Raw genomic sequence first — 17413 nt, 5'->3', positions numbered from 1 at the left:
AGCGGTGAAGTGCTGCGACATGCGAAGAGCCCGGGCTCAGCGTCGTAGAGCTTGTGGCGTTTCTCTGTTTTTTGAATGACCTGCAGTGCCGCGAGCCACTCAGAAACTCATCTCCCTTCAATCGACAATGAAGAGCTTGGCTCCAGATCGGCTGTAAGACTGGTGCGCCTCTGCATTGTCCCCTACCTGATAACTCATGCCGGACGTCAGAACGAACTTTCGACCATCATCGAGAGTCGTCTCCAACTCGCCTTCCATGCAGAACAACACATGCCCTTTATGACACCAATGGTCAGCACGATAGCCGGGTGTGTACTCCACCCAGCGCACGCGAATTTGATTGGGGTAGTTTCCAAAATACCGGGTTCGCCAATAGGCCATCCCCGTCTCGCCCTGGTGCTCCGTCCTGTCAATTTCCGCCCAGTTCGTAATACCGAAAGCAAAAGCATCCATTTTCATCAAACCGCTCCCTACAGGTTATTGGGAAGTAATGGCTGGAAGTATATTTCAGACATGAAAAAGCCCAACCTGAAAAGGTTGGGCCTACTCGCTGAAAAGCAGGGGCAGGACGGCGTGCTTCGCCGTGGCCTCCAGCGGTGGTTTTGCGCGCAACGTTTCTCCGGCGTCCTGTCGACCGAAAATTCCTGCCGCTATCACGCTATAAAAAAAGATCAAATCGCTCAGCGATAAACGCTATTCATCCCTACAGGCCGTGCCTTTACAAAATAACGGATCAACGCCACACCCAGACCCGTGAGCAACCCCAGCACGAGGCCGAACAGAAGGATCATTACTTTGTTTGGCTTGACTGGGCCTGATGGCTGCAACGCCATCTGATCAACCGTTACCAGCTTAAGATTGCTCACATCAACATTCAGCGCCTGCAAACGGGCTATTTCAGAACGCAGAGGCTCAACATCGCTCAGGAAAATATTTTCATTTACGCGCTGATTCAAGACTTCCGCTTCTCGATTAACCTGGAGCAACTGCAACTCTTTAGCGATCTGTCTGATACGGTTCTCGGTAAAATCATCCGACTTTCGCTGCTGTAAAACTGAGCGCTCGGCTTCAAGTGCTTCAGTACCCATGAAGTAGAGCGGGATTTGCTGACTGTTGACCTCGGTGCGCACCACGCTGCCTGAGCCGGTTCGCTGAGTGTCTGCCAAAGATGATGGAGTGGCGGGCTTCTTAATACCTAACGTACTAGCAATACTGATAGCTTCACTCAACTCAGCTATCCGATCGCTACGCTCCGCTTTCAATTGAAGCCGCAGAGCCTTCAACTCATCTTGCAACTGAGCACGCTTTAGCTTATCCGCCTCAAGCAGAGAGGCGATTTTTGCTGACTTCTCGGTATCGTAGTGAGCACGCGCCGCGACCAGTTTGCCATTTAGTTCACGCAACCGGTTTTCGACGATAACCTCCAAGTCAGTGGTAACCCGCTTACGTTCAGTAGCGACCGCATACTTAACAAATTCATTGACAATTTCTACACCATTAACGCCCACAGGATAAATCAAACCCATACGAACAAATGCATTTAAATCGTCAGCTTTTTTTTGATCAGAGACAACGAGCGAACTAAAATCAGCTTCAAACTCTTCGAAGTTTTGCTCCAGCGTCCGGCCGGGCACTATAAAAGCTTTGAAGAGCGCCTCATTTTCGCGAAAAAAGCCTAATCGCGTATCGTAAGACTGAAGCGCTGCGCCTACCTTTAATAGCGCTTCACCTGGAGGCAACTTATAGATGCCTGAATGATTGATAGCATCGAATTCGTTAATCGATACCGGACGCAGCACACTGCTTACCTGATACTGGCGAGGCGCAAAGTAGGCATAAACAAATGCCACCAGCAAAAACAGAGCCACTACACTCAGTATCAAAAATTTTTGCATCCACAGTGAGCGAAAAACTTCGGCCAGATCAATTTCATCTGAGTGCATCATCTTAGGGGCGTTCACAAAATCATTCATCAACCAACTTGCTCCATAATCAAAACTTGGATTCCATCTCAGAACAATATACATGCGTGAAATTGCTTGATATTCAGACTAATCCACCACAAGTGGGAGGCGATGAACGCGCTCAAGAGTCTCTTGCCAGGCCTTTACATCATGGCAAAATGATTACACATTTTATTGCCCACCGCATGTACTTTGGCAAAAAACCTCTCTAACGCGGGCTTGACGTTCGGCCACTGCGATCAGTCCTTGCTCGCCCTCGCCGGGAATTTCGACAATTCGTTAAACATACGCTGGGGCAAGTCGGGCTCGCCCCAGCTCAGGCCGAGAAAAACCTTAACGTCGTGTCCGGGATTAGTTGACCGCTACAAAGCCGATATTCAAACAAATAAGGTGATTCTTACTCTTGGCTTTGTGTCCACAAAGCAGTGCACCATAAATCAGTGATCCCGGATGTGCGCCGGGACCGCAGATACTGCGTTGGTAAGTTGCGCACAGCCCGGGAAAATATCTTCGGCCTGGCCGAGATGCAGACAAGACCGAGGCTGAACGGAATACCTACACGGTGCTGAGGTGGAAGCCATGCACGGGAAGATTGTCGTGCTTTCAACCTCGGAAAGAGTCTGCAAGCGCGAAACAGAAGGGCTTTGAGGAATGCTGGCAACGGGTCCACCAGACGCGCCCAGAAGAACAGCGTGGCCCCGGCCGTCAGATCCTGCATCCGCTAATCGCTTTGCGGGTACGGCAGATCAGTCAGCTTAATTACACACACTCGACTTTTACCGTGCGGCTCAGCGAGGCGAGTCCCTTGCCCCGTGCGCGCCCTGTACTATTTTTGGCTGAGCGCCGCGATGGATACCCCCGACGCCACAAACGTCAGCCCTGCTCCCACGTTCAGACCATTCACGAGCCGTGGTCGCCGGCGTAAAAAACCGGAGAGTGCAGTGGCGAAGACACCCATGAGTGCGAATCCAACTGCCGTCAGTACGGCAAACCACACGCCGTACACCAGCATCTGGATACTCACCGAGCCGCGGTGTGGGTCGACAAACTGCGGGATGAATGCCAACACGAAAAAGCCCGGCTTGGGGTTCAGAGCTGCAGATAAGAAGCCTGTCAGGAAAATGCTCGGCAGGGATTGTCGAGTTGCCGGATGAAAGCTAAGCAGGTTACGAGAGCGCAGTACCTTGATACCTAGCCAGAGCAAGTAGCCGGCACCGATAAGCTTGACGATCCAGAACGCTGCTGCGGAGGTCTGCATAAGTAGCGTCAGCCCTAACGAAGCGGCCGTCACATGAAAGAGAATTCCTGCACCGGATGCCAGTCCCGATAATATCGCGGCTGTTTTCCCCTGGCTGAGTCCGCGGCCCACGGCCAACAAATTGTCCGGACCTGGTGCGATGACCAAAAGCAGGCACGCTGCGGTGTAGGCAAGCCAGATATCGATTGGAAACACGGCGTTTATCCCCGAGCGTGATTGAGGCATCCAGCCTCACATAGCGCAAACTGTAGCCCCTCCTCTCTTGCAAAGGCAAACTTGTGCGCGGCGCAGCGATCACAGAGCAATACCCGCGGCTACGGCGTAGAGGTGCGGCGACTCCCTGGCACCCGCATGCGAGAAATCTACCCGGGCATTTGCTCCGCCCACGGTGCGATGCGTGAGTTCGAGTACACCTATGAATTTGCTCCGATTATCAATGGGTTCGAGAGCACAGCACTGCCCTCAAAAAAGTTGGCTGGTCGTTGATCTATGCCTGAATGCCTTGAGATCTTTATTCAACAGGACTTAGGCCATTTAGCTTCTGCTTGATGCGCCGGTTGTCATAGATCGCTCGATGAATGGCCATTGCCTAGATGGCTCATTGATATCAAAATGGACAAAAGGCTGACATTGGAATGCTGCATGTACGACTTACCAAATCTCATCATCGCAGACAGCCGCTTCGGCCCTGGCCGTCTTGCAAGTCACAGCGGACGTCGTTGCCAGCGCTCTTGAGGATCTGATTGCAAGGTCCGCGGCGGGTTTTGACATCACGCATCAACTGGACTATTCACAACTAGCACTCTACGAAGACAGGCTTCAGGCTGCTCTCAACATTAAGTAGCCACAGTGCCTCATTCACCCGCCGCGCACCTACCCTTCCCCCCTTCAAAATCACATCAATCAGCTTCCGCTCACCCAATCAGAACAGAGCAACGACTGCATGTGTAAAGCGTATGTCATGGTAAAACGGCACTCCCTGTCCAGCGTCCAAAGAAAGGAAACGCGCCTAAACTCACTCCTGCGCGCACATTCTTATTTTTGATGTGCTGCATAGGGATGCATGCTGGTCGACGCCTCTTCAGCCAGGGACTGAGCACGCAAAGCAGTTACATCGCCGGGGTAATGTTCTGCGGACACGCTCCCCATGAAGAGCAGCCTGACATCACTCTATGGGCAATCAATCAATTCTTGACGACTTAACCAAACAGAGGAGACAGCGCTGACCACTACTCCAAAAATTTCACAAAAATCAGCTCTGGATCACCGGCGTCAAGATTCTCTATTCTACCGCTGTCTTGATAACCGAGCTGTCTCAGTAACTGCCGCATCGGCGCATTAGATGTGTTCGTTGAGGTGAAAATCTTTTGCGCAGTAGAACACCGCTCCAGATAAGTAACGATTTGTCGACCTACACCAGAACGTCTAAATGTGCTTGAAACCACCACAAGGGAAATAAACCACTCCCCGAAAAAGCTTCGATCCAAGCAGCCATATCCGATCGGGACGCCAAGATCGTTCGCTGCGCAGGCAACCCAACATCCAAGTGAACCTACGTCTCTTTCGATTTGTTCCCGACGACCGCTATCTGTTTTGGCTATAGGGTCAATATCAACCAAAAATCCGATGTCGCTCAAGACGGCCTGTCTGATTTTCCAACTCATTATCTTGCCCTACCGGTTTCATTAGACCACTACAAGACTCGCGATGAAGCTCAAGAGATCGCAGCTCAGTTCACCTATGACGCTGACTTCGAAGCTCCAGAGATAGGTAGAGCCGAAGGAAGCGATTTGCTTTCCCTGCTTGGGCTGGTGGACATCGTGGAGGCGCGTGGTGAACAACTGGCTTTGACACATTCCGGATCATCTTATCTGGAAAAAGACATTGCTTCGCTAGATGAACTGATCGCCGTCCTCCCATCATCCTGAAACGAAAAGGTCCGGCGCCAGGCCTAGCCTTTCTGTGTATTGGCTGGACCTGAGCGTGGAATGGAGGTGGCGCACGCTTGCCTGCACAGCAATAAAAGACCAAAATAAAGCACTATATAGGAGTCTTATCTATGCAAAATATTCTGGCTGATGTGGCCGTCAGCGTATCCGAACTCAAAAAGAACCCGTCATCCGTCTTGAACGGCGCCAACGGATCGCCAGTGGCTGTGTTGAACCACAACCGCGTTATCGGCTACATGGTCCCGGCAAATGTCTATGAGGCGATGGTTGAACGCCTGGATGAACTGGAGTTGGTACAAATGGTTAAAGCGCGGCTCGACGCTGATGAGAAACCTGTCCGTGTGTCTCTCGACGATCTAATTGGCGAGGCTGAGGCAGATATCGCCAATGGGCATTGAGTACGGGGTCGAGTGGGATCCGAAAGCGCTGAAGGAGCTTCGAAAGCTCGACGGTGCTATCCGCCTGCAGCTACTGCGAAAGCTTCAGGAACGCCAGAGCCATCCGAGAGTACCAGGCGATGCGCTTCATGGAATGAGGGATTGCTACAAGATCAAATTGCGCGGGGCCGGGTATCGACTGGTGTACCGCGTTGAGGACGAGCGGATTGTCATCCTGGTGATAGCGATCGGTAAGCGAGAGCGCGGCAACGTTTACGATTCGGCGAAGAGTCGGTAGGCAGATACAACAAGCCAGGCGCTGGGCCGGGCCTTGTCGCGCTGTTGAAAATGACGGCAAAGATAAACCGATACGCCGGCAAAGCCTGCAACGGCCAAGATGATGTATTCGAAGCTATCCCCGTAGACGCCTGCGAGCGCCAGTGCGAGCATCGTCGACACATCCCCAGCCCTCCCCAGCCATCGCTCCAAGGATAGAATCCCTGATCTCCGTCGGTTCCGGCCTCGGCCCTTTGATAGATGTAATAAACCTCTCCGCTTCCTTGTCGCGAGCCCAGTAGGTTTCCCTGCGCTCTTGCTCATCCATGAAACCTCCTAAAAATCCCCGCCGCGCCAGATGACCAAGCGCAATTAATGCGCAAAATTTAGCAACATTACTTCGCCACTACGAGCCAAGAAAAATCCTCGCGAAAAATTAGCAAAAGACAAATAGCAAAAACAATTTGCTAATTTGTTTAACTGACTCTCACGGGCCAGTGCTGACCATTTTGCAGAGGAGGAAGGCATGAAAAACCGACGAGTCACGCAAAAGTCACGCACGTAAAAAAGGCCAATACTCTGAATATTGGCCTAAGTTACTGATAAATATGGTCGGGACGGAGTGATTCGAACACTCGACCCCTAGCACCCCATGCTAGTGCGCTACCGGACTGCGCTACGCCCCGACTAGGCGTGTAACTTGCTCCTCACCTCGAGGAGCGATCAAGAATATATCGCAAGCTTTTGAAAACTGGAAGTATTTAAAAGCAGGAATTTATTTCTTGAGTACCACCAGTACATCTTCAAGCTCAGCGATCATCTGGCGAATCATTTGTTTGTATTGGGTCGTATCGTCTTTGGCTTCATCGCCGGAAAGGCGCAGGCGCGCTCCACCGATGGTGAACCCTTGGTCATAGAGTAACGCACGGATTTGCCGGATCATCAGGACATCCTGACGCTGATAATACCGGCGGTTTCCGCGGCGTTTGACGGGGTTGAGTTGAGGAAACTCCTGCTCCCAGTAACGCAGCACGTGCGGTTTTACCGCACAGAGCTCGCTGACTTCACCAATGGTGAAGTAGCGTTTGCCTGGGATGACGGGGAGCTCGTCGTTATGACTTGGTTCCAGCATAAGCCTCAACTCGGGCCTTCAACTTCTGCCCTGGACGAAAGGTGACCACACGGCGAGCCGTGATCGGGATTTCTTCTCCCGTTTTCGGATTGCGGCCAGGCCGCTGGCGTTTGTCCCGAAGGTCAAAATTGCCAAAACCGGACAATTTCACCTGTTCGTTGTCTTCAAGAGCGTGCCTGATTTCTTCAAAGAACAGTTCGACCAATTCCTTGGCCTCCCGTTTATTCAGGCCCAGCTCTTCATACAGACGTTCCGCCATTTCAGCCTTCGTCAGAGCCCCCATACGTCACTTCCTTAACGTGGCGTTCAACCTTTGTTCGAGCGAGGTGAGGATGTTTTGCGTCGTGGTATTCACCTCATCGTCATTAAGAGTGCGCGATGGATGCTGCCAGGTCAAGCCGACGGCAAGGCTTTTTCTATCAGGATCAATGCCTTTACCCTGATAAACGTCAAAGAGCCTGAGGTCCGTGAGCCACTCGCCTGCATTTTCACGGATTACGTCCAGTACAGCACTGGCCGCAACACCCTTATCGGCCAACAATGCCAGGTCACGACGCACTTCAGGAAAGCGCGATAACTCGTGGAATTTAGGCATTTTGCCCAACGCCACTTCGGCCAGAACCAGCTCAAAAACGAATACTGGACGATCCAGGCCGAGGGCCTTCGACAATTCAGGGTGGATTGCGCCGACAAAACCGACTTCGCGACCATCACGCTCGATGCGTGCGGTTTGCCCCGGATGCAACGCAGGATGGCTACCTGGCACAAAGGTGAACGAGTCCAGTGCACCCGCAAAGCCCAGCACCGCTTCTACATCGGCCTTGACGTCAAAGAAGTCCACGACATCGCGACCTTGCGCCCAGCCTTCCGGCAGGCGGCTGCCGCATACCACACCGGCCAGCATCGGCTCTTGCTTCAGACCTTCCAACTGACCGACGAAGCGCAGGCCGCTTTCAAACAGGCGGACACGATCCTGCTGACGGTTCAGGTTGTGCTGAAGCGCCTTGACCAGGCCTGGCCACAAGGACGAACGCATGGCAGCCATGTCGTTGGAAATTGGGTTGGCCAGCAAGAGCGGCTCGACACCCGGGTTGAACAGCTCGAATTGCTTCGGGTCGATGAAGCTGTAAGTGATCGCTTCCTGATAACCACGAGCGACCAACAGACGGCGCAGTTCAGGCAGATCGCTACGCGCTTCAGCCTTGGCTTGCGGCGCCAGGCGCGCTTGCGGATAGCGGACCGGAAGACGGTTGTAACCGTACAGACGGGCCAGCTCTTCGATCAGGTCGACTTCCAGGCTGATGTCGAAGCGATGGCTTGGCACTTCTACGCGCCACTGCCCTGCTCCATCGGCAGAAATCGACAAACCCAAGGCGCTGAGCAAACGCTCGACTTCGGCCGAATCCATTTCCATACCCAGCATCTGCGTGATGCGCTGGGCACGTAACGTGATTGGCGCAACCGACGGCAAGTGCTGCTCGCTGACGGTTTCGATAATCGGGCCGGCTTCACCGCCGGTGATTTCCAGTAGCAGGCCAGTGGCGCGCTCCATGGCTTCACGGGCCAACTGCCAGTCCACGCCACGCTCATAGCGGTGCGAGGCGTCAGTGTGCAGGCCATAGGAACGGGCTTTGCCCGCGACCGCGATCTGGTCGAAGAAAGCACTTTCCAGGAAAACATCACGGGTAGTGGCAGAGACACCGCTGTGCTCGCCGCCCATCACGCCAGCAATAGCCAGAGCACGGGTATGGTCGGCAATCACCAGCGTATCGCTACGCAGGCTGACTTCCTGACCGTCGAGCAACACCAGCTTCTCGCCTTCCTCCGCCATACGCACGCGGATACCGCCATTGATTTCGGCGAGATCGAATGCGTGCAACGGCTGGCCCAGTTCAAGCATCACGTAGTTGGTGATATCGACAGCCGCGTCGATGCTGCGCACGTCAGCGCGACGCAGACGTTCGACCATCCACAGCGGCGTTGGCCTGGACAGGTCGACGTTACGGATCACACGACCCAGGTAACGCGGGCAAGCCGCCGGGGCCAGCACTTCAACTGGACGCACTTCGTCGTGCGCGGCAGGCACGACAGCCACGACAGGGCGCGAGACTTGGGCGGCGTACAACGCGCCCACTTCACGGGCCAAGCCGGCCAGGGACAAGCAATCGCCGCGGTTCGGGGTCAGGTCGACCTCGATGCTGGCGTCTTCCAGGTCCAGGTAAACACGGAAGTCTTCACCGACCGGTGCATCGACCGGCAACTCCATCAGACCGTCGTTGCCTTCGCCAACCTGCAACTCGGATTGCGAGCACAGCATGCCGTTCGACTCAACGCCGCGCAGCTTGGCTTTCTTGATTTTGAAGTCGCCCGGCAATTCTGCACCGATCATCGCGAACGGGATCTTCAGGCCCGGACGCACGTTGGGCGCACCGCACACGACCTGAAAAGTCTCCGAGCCATTGCTGACCTGGCAAACACGCAGCTTGTCGGCGTCGGGATGCTGTTCGGTGCTCAGTACCTCACCCACGACCACACCACTGAATACACCGGCGGCCGGCGTAACGCTATCGACCTCAAGACCGGCCATCGACAGGCGAGCAACCAGCTCGTCGCGACTTACCTGCGGGCTTACCCAGCCACGCAGCCATTGTTCACTGAATTTCATCCTGCTCTCCTAAAAGTTCGTTACGACTAGCGAAATTGCGCGAGGAACCGCAAGTCGTTGTCGAAGAACAGACGCAAGTCGTTCACGCCGTAACGCAGCATGGCCAGACGCTCAACGCCCATGCCGAAGGCAAAGCCCGAGAACTCTTCCGGATCGATGCCGGACATACGCAGCACATTCGGGTGAACCATGCCGCAGCCCATGACTTCCAGCCAACCAGTCTGCTTGCAGACACGGCAGCCTTTACCGCTGCACATCACGCATTCCATGTCGACTTCGGCGGATGGCTCGGTGAACGGAAAATAAGAAGGACGGAAACGCACGGCCAGTTCTTTTTCGAAGAACACGCGCAGGAACTCTTCGATGGTCCCTTTCAGGTCGGCGAAATTGATGTCGCGATCAACCAGCAAGCCTTCGACCTGGTGGAACATCGGCGAATGGGTGATATCGGAGTCGCTACGGTACACACGGCCTGGGCAGACGATGCGGATCGGCGGCTGTTTCGATTCCATGGTGCGGACCTGTACCGGCGAGGTATGGGTGCGCAGCAACATGTTGGCATTGAAATAGAAGGTGTCGTGCATCGACCGGGGCCGGGTGATGGCCTGGGATGTTGAGCGCCTCGAAGTTGTGATAATCGTCTTCGACCTCAGGGCCTTCGGCGATGCCGTAGCCGATATGGGTGAAGAACTGTTCGATACGTTCCAGAGTGCGGGTAACCGGATGCAGACCACCCGAGGTCTGACCACGGCCAGGCAGGGTCACGTCAATGGACTCGGCGGAGAGTTTGGCGGCTAGATCAGCCTCTTCAAACAACGCCTTGCGCGCATTGAGAACCTCTGTGACACGCTCCTTGGCAACGTTGATCAGCGCACCGACTTGCGGACGCTCTTCTGCCGGCAAATTCCCCAGGGTCTTCATCACCTGAGTCAACTCACCCTTCTTGCCAAGGTAGTGAACCCGGATTTGCTCCAGGGCATTGATATCTTCAGCGCTTTGCACAGCCTCTAGTGCTTGAGAGACGAGCGCATCCAGGTTTTCCATGTACAGACTCCAGATACAAAATAGGGGAAGAGCTTGAAGGCTCTTCCCCTATTTATGACGTTTAACACCTGGGCCCACAGAGGTGAACCCGGGTGACTGTCGGGGGTACTTAAGCCAAGGTGGCTTTAGCTTTCTCGACAATCGCAGCAAACGCCGCTTTTTCGTTCACTGCCAGATCAGCCAGAACCTTACGGTCGATCTCGATGGACGCTTTTTTCAGGCCGGCGATGAAACGGCTGTAGGACAGACCGTTGATACGAGCACCAGCGTTGATACGAGCGATCCACAGAGCGCGGAACTGACGTTTTTTCTGACGACGGTCACGGTAGGCGTATTGGCCTGCCTTGATTACCGCTTGCTTGGCAACACGGAATACGCGCGAGCGAGCGCCGTAGTAGCCTTTAGCAAGTTTCAGAATTTTTTTGTGACGTTTACGGGCAATGACGCCACGCTTTACACGAGCCATGAGTTACTTCCTCTATTCTTGACTAAAATTAACGAAGGCGCAGCATGCGCTCGACTTTTGCCACGTCAGACGGATGCAGCAAGCTGCTACCGCGCAGTTGACGCTTACGCTTGGTCGACATTTTAGTCAGGATGTGGCTCTTGAAAGCGTGCTTGTGCTTGATACCGTTAGCAGTTTTCAGAAACCGCTTAGCAGCACCACTTTTCGTTTTCATTTTTGGCATGTTCGGATACTCCGCATTCAGTTGATAAACATAATCAGAAGGCCTGCCGTGCCCTGTTGATTACTTCTTCTTTTTCGGGGCGATGACCATGATCAGCTGGCGTCCTTCCATCTTAGGATGCTGTTCGACCGAACCGTACTCGAGCAGGTCACCTTCAACCCGCTTGAGGAGTTCCATCCCCAGCTCCTGGTGGGCCATCTCACGGCCGCGGAATCGCAAGGATACCTTGGCCCTGTCCCCATCACTCAGGAAACGTACCAGGTTGCGCAGTTTTACCTGGTAATCCCCTTCCTCCGTCCCTGGACGAAACTTGATTTCTTTAACCTGAATTTGCTTCTGGTTCTTTTTCGCGGCAGCAATCTGCTTCTTCTTCTCGAAGATCGATTTGCCGTAGTCCATCAGCTTGCAAACAGGAGGTACTGCATCGGCGGAAATTTCCACCAAATCGAGCTTGGCTTCTTCAGCCTTAAGAAGCGCGTCTTCAATTGACACAATCCCAAGCTGCTCGCCTTCAGCCCCAATTAACCGAACCTCGCGTGCCGAGATATTCTCGTTGATCGGGGCTTTCGGTGCAGCTCGTTTATCTTGTCTCATTTCACGCTTAATAATAATTACTCCGAATCTGGGCGACCACGCCGGGAAACCGCTTGCGCGAGAAACTCAGCGAACTGGGCGACGGGCATCGAGCCCAGGTCAGCACCTTCACGAGTACGCACAGCGACAGTCTGCATCTCGACTTCCCGATCTCCAATAACCAAGAGATAGGGAACCTTGAGCAAAGTATGCTCGCGGATTTTAAAGCCGATCTTTTCATTTCTCAAGTCGGACTTGGCACGAAAACCGCTTTGATTGAGAGTTTTTTCAACTTCAGCGGCAAAATCTGCCTGTTTATCAGTGATATTCATGATCACTGCCTGAGTCGGAGCCAGCCACGCAGGGAACGCGCCCTCGTAGTGCTCGATCAGAATCCCGACGAAACGCTCGAAGGAACCCAGGATCGCCCGGTGCAACATAACCGGGTGCTTGCGACTGTTGTCTTCGGAGACGTATTCGGCTCCCAGACGGATTGGCAGGTTAAAATCGAGCTGCAAGGTACCACATTGCCACACACGACCAAGGCAATCTTTTAGCGAGAACTCGATTTTCGGACCATAGAAAGCACCCTCGCCCGGCTGCAGATCGTACGGCAGGCCCGCGCTATCAAGGGCGGCGGCCAATGCGGATTCTGCGCGATCCCACAGCTCATCGGAACCCACACGTTTTTCCGGACGAGTGGACAGCTTCATTTCGACGTCTTTAAAGCCGAAGTCGGCGTAGACGTCCATTGTCAGCTTGATGAATGCTGCGGACTCGGCCCTGCATCTGCTCTTCGGTACAGAAGATGTGTGCGTCGTCCTGAGTGAACGCACGCACGCGCATGATGCCGTGCAACGCACCGGACGGCTCGTTACGGTGGCAGGCACCGAACTCGGCCAGACGCATCGGCAACTCGCGGTAGCTTTTCAGGCCCTGATTGAACACCTGCACGTGGCAAGGGCAGTTCATCGGCTTGATGGCGTAGTCGCGACTTTCCGACTCGGTGGTGAACATGTTGTCGGCGTAGTTGGCCCAGTGCCCGGATTTCTCCCACAGGCTACGGTCTACGACTTGCGGCGTCTTGATCTCCAGGTAGCCGTTTTCACGCTGCACCTTGCGCATGTACTGCTCGAGCACCTGGTACAACGTCCAGCCATTCGGGTGCCAGAACACCATGCCTGGCGCTTCTTCCTGGGTATGGAACAAACCGAGGCGCTTGCCGATCTTGCGATGGTCGCGCTTTTCAGCTTCTTCGATACGCTGGATGTACGCTGCCAGTTGCTTCTTGTCGGCCCAGGCTGTGCCGTAAACGCGTTGCAATTGCTCGTTTTTAGCATCGCCACGCCAGTAGGCGCCGGACAGCTTGGTCAGCTTGAAGGACTTCAGGAAGCGGGTGTTCGGCACGTGCGGGCCACGGCACATGTCGACGTATTCTTCGTGATAGTACAGACCCATGGCCTGTTCATTCGGCATGTCCTCGACCAGGCGCAACTTGTAGTCTTCGCCGCGGGAGGTAAACACGTCGATCACTTCGGCACGCGGAGTGACTTTCTTGATGACATCGTAATCTTTCTCGATCAGCAGGTTCATCCGCTGCTCGATAGCCACAAGATCGTCCGGAGTAAAAGGACGCTCGTAGGCGATATCGTAATAGAAGCCTTCATCGATGACCGGACCGATCACCATTTTTGCCGTTGGGTACAGCTGCTTGACCGCATGGCCAATCAGGTGGGCGCAAGAGTGGCGAATGATCTCCAGCCCCTCTTGATCCTTGGGCGTGATGATTTGCAGGGTTGCGTCGCTGTCGATGACATCGCAGGCGTCAACCAGCTTGCCGTTGACCTTGCCGGCCACAGTGGCCTTGGCCAGGCCTGCACCAATGGATGCGGCGACCTCGGCTACGGAAACCGGATGATCGAAGGAACGTTGACTGCCGTCGGGAAGAGTAATGGTGGGCATGGCGCCTCCTCTCCTAGTGGTGACCCCTACCAAAGGTCACGTGGGTTGGGATGAGCAGCCAGTACGCGATTCAGTTCAGGCCATTCAATGATGAACGCCTGCCTTACAGCGGCAGGAGCCTTGCGGCCAACCGGAAACCGAACCAGAGTGACTGGAGATCAAATCAGGGTTATTCAGGTATTGACTGCCACTGACGAACGGATCGCCCGGAGCCTGAAAAATACCCAAGCGTTGGATCCTAGCACAGATGAACGGTCATCGCCGCGACCTTGTTTCGGCCGTATCGAATTCGCAGCTTTATGCACCTCAAAGTGAACTTGATATGTACGACCTGCCTCAAACAGGCTAAGAATTACCACAACCCTATAAAGTTCAAGGAGTTCCCGTCATGCGTCGTATCCACCTTTTCGCCCTTGCCTCCTCGTTGGCAGCGCTGCTCCCTCTGAGCGCGCACGCCGCCTGGCCTGCCGGAGCTCGTGAAAGCTATATGAAGGATTGCGTGGCTGCCGCCAGCCAAAGCATCGACCAGAGGTCCGCCGAGATGCATTGCGCATGCGGTGCAGACAAACTGAACGAGAAGTTCACGACTGCCGAAATCGGCGAGCTGATGAGCAAGACGAAACAGCCGAGCGCGGAGCTGCGAACCAAGGCACTGGACGCCATTCAAGCATGCAGAGCCACTGCCAAATAAGCCGTCACAGGGTTAAAAAATAGCGCCCTCGCGAGCAAAAAGCAGCCTGAAAATCACTATTTCAGACAATTTACGCAGCTTTTACAGCTTTTTTTACAGGACGTTTATTTGCCTGAAAGCCCCTGAAACCGGGGCTTTCAGCCATTCAAAGAGACAAACAACACACGGCTCGGATGCAAACAGCACGTCCGGGGGGCTCCCAAACCGAACATTTCGACTATGATACTCCGGTGTGCCCAGTTGGCCTGAGCAGCACAGTACTACTGAAAATATATGTTTCTTGGAGATACACCATGTCTAATCGCCAAACCGGCACCGTTAAATGGTTCAACGATGAAAAAGGCTTCGGCTTCATCACTCCTCAAGGTGGCGGTGACGACCTGTTCGTACACTTCAAAGCTATCGAAAGCGACGGTTTCAAAAGCCTGAAAGAAGGCCAAACCGTTTCCTTCGTGGCTGAGAAAGGCCAAAAGGGTATGCAAGCTGCACAAGTTCGCCCAGAGTAATTTCCTGGCGCACTAAAAAAACCCCGTCCATGTGACGGGGTTTTTTATGCGCGGGCAAAAAAGCCTGAAGCGATCAGCCGCAGTTGACGCGCACAACTACCAGATGGGTGTCGGTGTTGAGATTGAGACGGTCAGAACGGTACTCCAGCGTCACCATGTCGTCTGGCTGGAGGAATCGCGCACTCTGCGCACCGGAGCGCGTACGCGCCTGTTCCAGGAGCTCGGGTGAAGCTTTCTTGCCAATGGTGAATTCGGCGGCTTTTGCTTCACAGCGACTGTGACCGGTCTCGGTCACCCCAGTATCCTTTGCCGACTCGGTGGTACTGCTGCAACCCGTCAACATGACTGCGGCCAACAAAGTACCCAATGACGCGAGCTTCCAAGGCATGACGCCTCCTTTCAATAGTTAAGCTGAGATCGTGCGACAACGGATCGGGCGTTTGGTTTCATGGCCAGCGCCATCACCTTGCCCTCCCCTCTGAGAACGAAGCAGTTTGCCTGAGCGCTACACGCCGTTCAGCCCACAATCGTGACTGAATATGAGCAACACTCAGTAGATGTCTATGTAATCAAAGGGTGGGGTCGGCCAGTTCTGCTGCAATGCATTGAAAATCTGCATGACCCAGACCGCATCACTGGCGGCCACCGCCCCTACGTAACCCGAGCCCTTGGCCCAGGTTTCCAGACGAAACAACAGCCCTTCGATGTTCGAGCCACCCACAACGCCCGATGAGATGTACGCGAAACCGGTCTTGGTGACCCGCAGTTGGGTGTGCTCATCGTCGCTGGCCGATGCCAGCAACTGGCGTACCGACTCAAGCGTCAGGCCATCAGGGGTGTTCAAATCGATCTGCACCACACGCTTCCTTGAAAATCAGCAAAGCCCAAGTGTCGCATAGCCTTGCGTTCATGCCTAAGTCGGAGTGCCAAAAACGCCGCAAGGTGCTTTACTCGGCAGACTCCAAAACATATGGACGAGGCGCTCTGCCCCTCCCGACTTCACGAGACGCTCATGACCACTGTGACTATCGACGCCGACATCAAAGCCAGTTGGCCCCAAGGCCACTGCTCTTACAGCCCCGGCAGCCCGGAAGAGCTCGCCATTATCGGTATAGACCTGTTGGTCAAGGAACTGGGAACCCAAGCGGCCCAAGTCTTTATCGAACGGGTATTTGAAAAGTACCCGGCCAACCACATGGGCGCACTGCATACAGAGAGGGAATAAGAACCCGCAGGCGAGCGCCTGCGGGTGGGGATAACACTTACTTGAGGCGAGCCAGGCGCTCGGTCAGCAAGTCAAAGAAACCCTGGGCATCACCATTCTCGACCCAGAATGCGTTCTTCGGTTGTTTCAGGCCGTCGTACCAGTCGACGACGGTCTGGCCGAAGGTCGGCCCTTCACGGCTGTCGACCACGACATTGACCTGACGACCGGTGAACAGCTGCGGCTTGAGCAGGTAAGCAATCACTGTCGCGTCATGCACCGGGCCACCAGGAATACCGTAGTGCTCCATGTCGCCCTTGACGTACTCATTAAGAATATCGCCCACCAGTTTGCTGGCATTGTTCTTCAACGCCGCGATCTGTTTCAGGCGAGCGTCACTGGTCAGGATCTTGTGAGTCACGTCCAATGGCAGGTAGGTCAGCTTCACGCCACTCTTGAGAACCACCTCCGCTGCTTGCGGATCGGCAAACAGGTTGAATTCAGCGACCGGGGTGATATTGCCCCCGTTGAAATGCGCGCCACCCATGATCACCACTTCCTTGATGCCCTGGGTAATTTCCGGGTCCTGGATCAACGCCAGTGCCAGGTTGGTCTGCGGGCCGAGCATGGCAATGGTAATGCTGTGAGGCTTGGCAGCACGCAGCGTCTGGATCAAGTAATCGACCGCATTGCCTTTGGCCAGCCCCGCCTTGGGTTCGTGCACTGTGACACCCGACAGGCCTTCCTTGCCATGGATGTTTTCAGCGTAGATCGGCGTACGCATCAAGGGTCTCGGCGCACCGGCATACACCGGTACTTCTTCGCGCTCTGCCCACTCGCGGGCCAATCGCGCGTTGCGTGAAGTCTTGTCCAGACGCACGTTGCCGGCCACAGTGGTCAGTGCGCGAATGTTCAGTTCTTCCGGTGAGGCCAATGCAAACAGCAAAGCCACCACATCGTCGGCACCTGGGTCGGTGTCGATGATCAGATCAATTTTTTCTGCCGCATGAGCGGTTGTTGCCGTGAGGAAGGACAAAAGCAGCAGACTCCGAATGAGGTATTGCAGTCTCTGAGCATAGCGTTGCATAGCGCACTCCTTGTGCGTGGTAAAACAGGATTGGGA

At 54.5% G+C, this 17413-nt stretch carries 20 protein-coding genes, 1 tRNA gene and 2 pseudogenes; 6 read left to right on the top strand and 17 right to left on the bottom strand.

Annotation, left to right across the window (positions count from 1 at the left end; all coding sequences use genetic code 11):
- Positions 1 to 117: 117 nt before the first annotated feature.
- From AABM54_RS10505 to AABM54_RS10490, 4 genes are all read right to left on the bottom strand, one after another.
- Entirely contained in the window at positions 118 to 459 is a 342-nt protein-coding gene (locus tag AABM54_RS10505; RefSeq protein WP_347905313.1) for a DHCW motif cupin fold protein, read from the bottom strand.
- Between the two features lie 221 nt (positions 460 to 680).
- Complete coding sequence (locus tag AABM54_RS10500) at positions 681 to 2027, bottom strand: Wzz/FepE/Etk N-terminal domain-containing protein (protein WP_347905311.1); 1347 nt, start codon at positions 2025 to 2027, stop codon at positions 681 to 683.
- A 763-nt stretch (positions 2028 to 2790) separates the two neighbouring features.
- A complete protein-coding gene (locus AABM54_RS10495) occupies positions 2791 to 3417 on the bottom strand; it encodes a LysE family translocator (RefSeq protein ID WP_347905309.1) in 627 nt (208 codons plus the stop codon).
- Between the two features lie 1034 nt (positions 3418 to 4451).
- Positions 4452 to 4886 carry a GNAT family N-acetyltransferase gene (locus AABM54_RS10490; protein ID WP_347905307.1) on the bottom strand — a complete coding sequence of 145 codons (435 nt, stop codon included), beginning with the start codon at positions 4884 to 4886 and terminating at the stop codon, positions 4452 to 4454.
- Here AABM54_RS10490 and AABM54_RS10485 point away from each other — a divergent pair.
- The 3 genes from AABM54_RS10485 to AABM54_RS10475 all read left to right on the top strand — a co-directional run bounded on the left by AABM54_RS10485 (position 4791) and on the right by AABM54_RS10475 (position 5846).
- Positions 4791 to 5150 (top strand): hypothetical protein, encoded by a 360-nt coding sequence (locus AABM54_RS10485; protein ID WP_347906314.1) that lies wholly within the window; start codon positions 4791 to 4793, stop codon positions 5148 to 5150. The genes AABM54_RS10490 and AABM54_RS10485 overlap by 96 nt on opposite strands.
- A 131-nt stretch (positions 5151 to 5281) precedes the next feature.
- Positions 5282 to 5569, top strand: a complete 288-nt coding sequence (locus AABM54_RS10480) for a type II toxin-antitoxin system Phd/YefM family antitoxin (protein ID WP_347905305.1) — start codon at positions 5282 to 5284, stop codon at positions 5567 to 5569.
- On the top strand, positions 5565 to 5846 hold the full coding sequence (locus tag AABM54_RS10475) for a type II toxin-antitoxin system RelE/ParE family toxin (RefSeq protein WP_347906166.1): 282 nt from the start codon (positions 5565 to 5567) through the stop codon (positions 5844 to 5846). Before AABM54_RS10480 ends, AABM54_RS10475 begins: the two co-directional genes overlap by 5 nt.
- Here AABM54_RS10475 and AABM54_RS10470 read toward each other — a convergent pair.
- The 10 genes and pseudogenes from AABM54_RS10470 to thrS all read right to left on the bottom strand — a co-directional run bounded on the left by AABM54_RS10470 (position 5822) and on the right by thrS (position 13889).
- Positions 5822 to 5998, bottom strand: a complete 177-nt coding sequence (locus AABM54_RS10470) for a hypothetical protein (protein WP_347905303.1) — start codon at positions 5996 to 5998, stop codon at positions 5822 to 5824. The genes AABM54_RS10475 and AABM54_RS10470 overlap by 25 nt on opposite strands.
- A gap of 435 nt (positions 5999 to 6433) precedes the next feature.
- A tRNA-Pro gene (locus AABM54_RS10465) sits at positions 6434 to 6510 on the bottom strand.
- Positions 6511 to 6599: 89 nt separating this feature from the next.
- Complete coding sequence (locus tag AABM54_RS10460) at positions 6600 to 6956, bottom strand: MerR family transcriptional regulator (protein WP_003179985.1); 357 nt, start codon at positions 6954 to 6956, stop codon at positions 6600 to 6602.
- The gene (ihfA, locus tag AABM54_RS10455; protein ID WP_002553164.1) at positions 6937 to 7239 is read right to left on the bottom strand and encodes an integration host factor subunit alpha; all 303 of its coding nucleotides are present in this window, start codon (positions 7237 to 7239) and stop codon (positions 6937 to 6939) included. Before ihfA ends, AABM54_RS10460 begins: the two co-directional genes overlap by 20 nt.
- A 3-nt stretch (positions 7240 to 7242) precedes the next feature.
- Complete coding sequence (pheT, locus tag AABM54_RS10450) at positions 7243 to 9621, bottom strand: phenylalanine--tRNA ligase subunit beta (protein ID WP_347905301.1); 2379 nt, start codon at positions 9619 to 9621, stop codon at positions 7243 to 7245.
- 26 nt (positions 9622 to 9647) lie between these two features.
- A pseudogene (pheS, locus tag AABM54_RS10445) lies at positions 9648 to 10665 on the bottom strand (phenylalanine--tRNA ligase subunit alpha).
- 109 nt (positions 10666 to 10774) lie between these two features.
- A complete protein-coding gene (rplT, locus tag AABM54_RS10440) occupies positions 10775 to 11131 on the bottom strand; it encodes a 50S ribosomal protein L20 (RefSeq protein WP_007905879.1) in 357 nt (118 codons plus the stop codon).
- 28 nt (positions 11132 to 11159) lie between these two features.
- Entirely contained in the window at positions 11160 to 11354 is a 195-nt protein-coding gene (rpmI, locus tag AABM54_RS10435) for a 50S ribosomal protein L35 (RefSeq protein WP_002553160.1), read from the bottom strand.
- Positions 11355 to 11414: 60 nt separating this feature from the next.
- Entirely contained in the window at positions 11415 to 11966 is a 552-nt protein-coding gene (infC, locus tag AABM54_RS10430; protein ID WP_172435341.1) for a translation initiation factor IF-3, read from the bottom strand.
- A pseudogene (gene thrS, locus AABM54_RS10425) lies at positions 11966 to 13889 on the bottom strand (threonine--tRNA ligase). Before thrS ends, infC begins: the two are co-directional and overlap by 1 nt.
- A gap of 388 nt (positions 13890 to 14277) precedes the next feature.
- On the opposite strand from thrS, the gene AABM54_RS10420 reads away from it, so the two are divergent.
- Together AABM54_RS10420 and AABM54_RS10415 are read left to right on the top strand one after the other, a co-directional pair.
- Positions 14278 to 14580, top strand: a complete 303-nt coding sequence (locus tag AABM54_RS10420; protein ID WP_347905298.1) for a hypothetical protein — start codon at positions 14278 to 14280, stop codon at positions 14578 to 14580.
- A gap of 293 nt (positions 14581 to 14873) precedes the next feature.
- Positions 14874 to 15086 carry a cold-shock protein gene (locus AABM54_RS10415; protein ID WP_003179963.1) on the top strand — a complete coding sequence of 71 codons (213 nt, stop codon included), beginning with the start codon at positions 14874 to 14876 and terminating at the stop codon, positions 15084 to 15086.
- A gap of 73 nt (positions 15087 to 15159) precedes the next feature.
- Here the strand turns inward: AABM54_RS10415 and AABM54_RS10410 are convergent, their stop codons facing one another.
- On the bottom strand, positions 15160 to 15474 hold the full coding sequence (locus tag AABM54_RS10410; RefSeq protein ID WP_347905296.1) for an I78 family peptidase inhibitor: 315 nt from the start codon (positions 15472 to 15474) through the stop codon (positions 15160 to 15162).
- Between the two features lie 162 nt (positions 15475 to 15636).
- Positions 15637 to 15942 (bottom strand): hypothetical protein, encoded by a 306-nt coding sequence (locus tag AABM54_RS10405; RefSeq protein WP_347905295.1) that lies wholly within the window; start codon positions 15940 to 15942, stop codon positions 15637 to 15639.
- Between the two features lie 156 nt (positions 15943 to 16098).
- Between AABM54_RS10405 and AABM54_RS10400 the strand changes: the two genes are divergently transcribed.
- A complete protein-coding gene (locus AABM54_RS10400) occupies positions 16099 to 16311 on the top strand; it encodes a hypothetical protein (protein WP_347905293.1) in 213 nt (70 codons plus the stop codon).
- A 37-nt stretch (positions 16312 to 16348) separates the two neighbouring features.
- On the opposite strand, the gene AABM54_RS10395 is transcribed toward AABM54_RS10400, so the two are convergent.
- Positions 16349 to 17377: a nucleoside hydrolase gene (locus AABM54_RS10395; protein ID WP_347905292.1), complete on the bottom strand. Its 1029-nt coding sequence runs from the start codon at positions 17375 to 17377 to the stop codon at positions 16349 to 16351.
- Between the last annotated feature and the right edge of the window lie 36 nt (positions 17378 to 17413).

This window comes from Pseudomonas purpurea, assembly GCF_039908635.1.
Classification (GTDB): domain Bacteria; phylum Pseudomonadota; class Gammaproteobacteria; order Pseudomonadales; family Pseudomonadaceae; genus Aquipseudomonas; species Aquipseudomonas purpurea.
The sequence above is the reverse complement of the archived record's forward strand: the minus strand, read 5'-3'. Positions and strand labels throughout refer to the sequence as shown.

Coding starts and splice junctions, on each gene's coding strand:
- AABM54_RS10505 (WP_347905313.1), bottom strand. CDS start 459: ATGAAAATGGATGCTTTTGCTTTCGGTATTACGAACTGGGCGGAAATT.
- AABM54_RS10500 (WP_347905311.1), bottom strand. CDS start 2,027: ATGTATATTGTTCTGAGATGGAATCCAAGTTTTGATTATGGAGCAAGT.
- AABM54_RS10490 (WP_347905307.1), bottom strand. CDS start 4,886: ATGAGTTGGAAAATCAGACAGGCCGTCTTGAGCGACATCGGATTTTTG.
- AABM54_RS10480 (WP_347905305.1), top strand. CDS start 5,282: ATGCAAAATATTCTGGCTGATGTGGCCGTCAGCGTATCCGAACTCAAA.
- AABM54_RS10470 (WP_347905303.1), bottom strand. CDS start 5,998: ATGCTCGCACTGGCGCTCGCAGGCGTCTACGGGGATAGCTTCGAATAC.
- AABM54_RS10460 (WP_003179985.1), bottom strand. CDS start 6,956: ATGCTGGAACCAAGTCATAACGACGAGCTCCCCGTCATCCCAGGCAAA.
- ihfA (WP_002553164.1), bottom strand. CDS start 7,239: ATGGGGGCTCTGACGAAGGCTGAAATGGCGGAACGTCTGTATGAAGAG.
- pheT (WP_347905301.1), bottom strand. CDS start 9,621: ATGAAATTCAGTGAACAATGGCTGCGTGGCTGGGTAAGCCCGCAGGTA.
- rplT (WP_007905879.1), bottom strand. CDS start 11,131: ATGGCTCGTGTAAAGCGTGGCGTCATTGCCCGTAAACGTCACAAAAAA.
- rpmI (WP_002553160.1), bottom strand. CDS start 11,354: ATGCCAAAAATGAAAACGAAAAGTGGTGCTGCTAAGCGGTTTCTGAAA.
- AABM54_RS10420 (WP_347905298.1), top strand. CDS start 14,278: ATGCGTCGTATCCACCTTTTCGCCCTTGCCTCCTCGTTGGCAGCGCTG.
- AABM54_RS10415 (WP_003179963.1), top strand. CDS start 14,874: ATGTCTAATCGCCAAACCGGCACCGTTAAATGGTTCAACGATGAAAAA.
- AABM54_RS10410 (WP_347905296.1), bottom strand. CDS start 15,474: ATGCCTTGGAAGCTCGCGTCATTGGGTACTTTGTTGGCCGCAGTCATG.
- AABM54_RS10400 (WP_347905293.1), top strand. CDS start 16,099: ATGACCACTGTGACTATCGACGCCGACATCAAAGCCAGTTGGCCCCAA.
- AABM54_RS10395 (WP_347905292.1), bottom strand. CDS start 17,377: ATGCAACGCTATGCTCAGAGACTGCAATACCTCATTCGGAGTCTGCTG.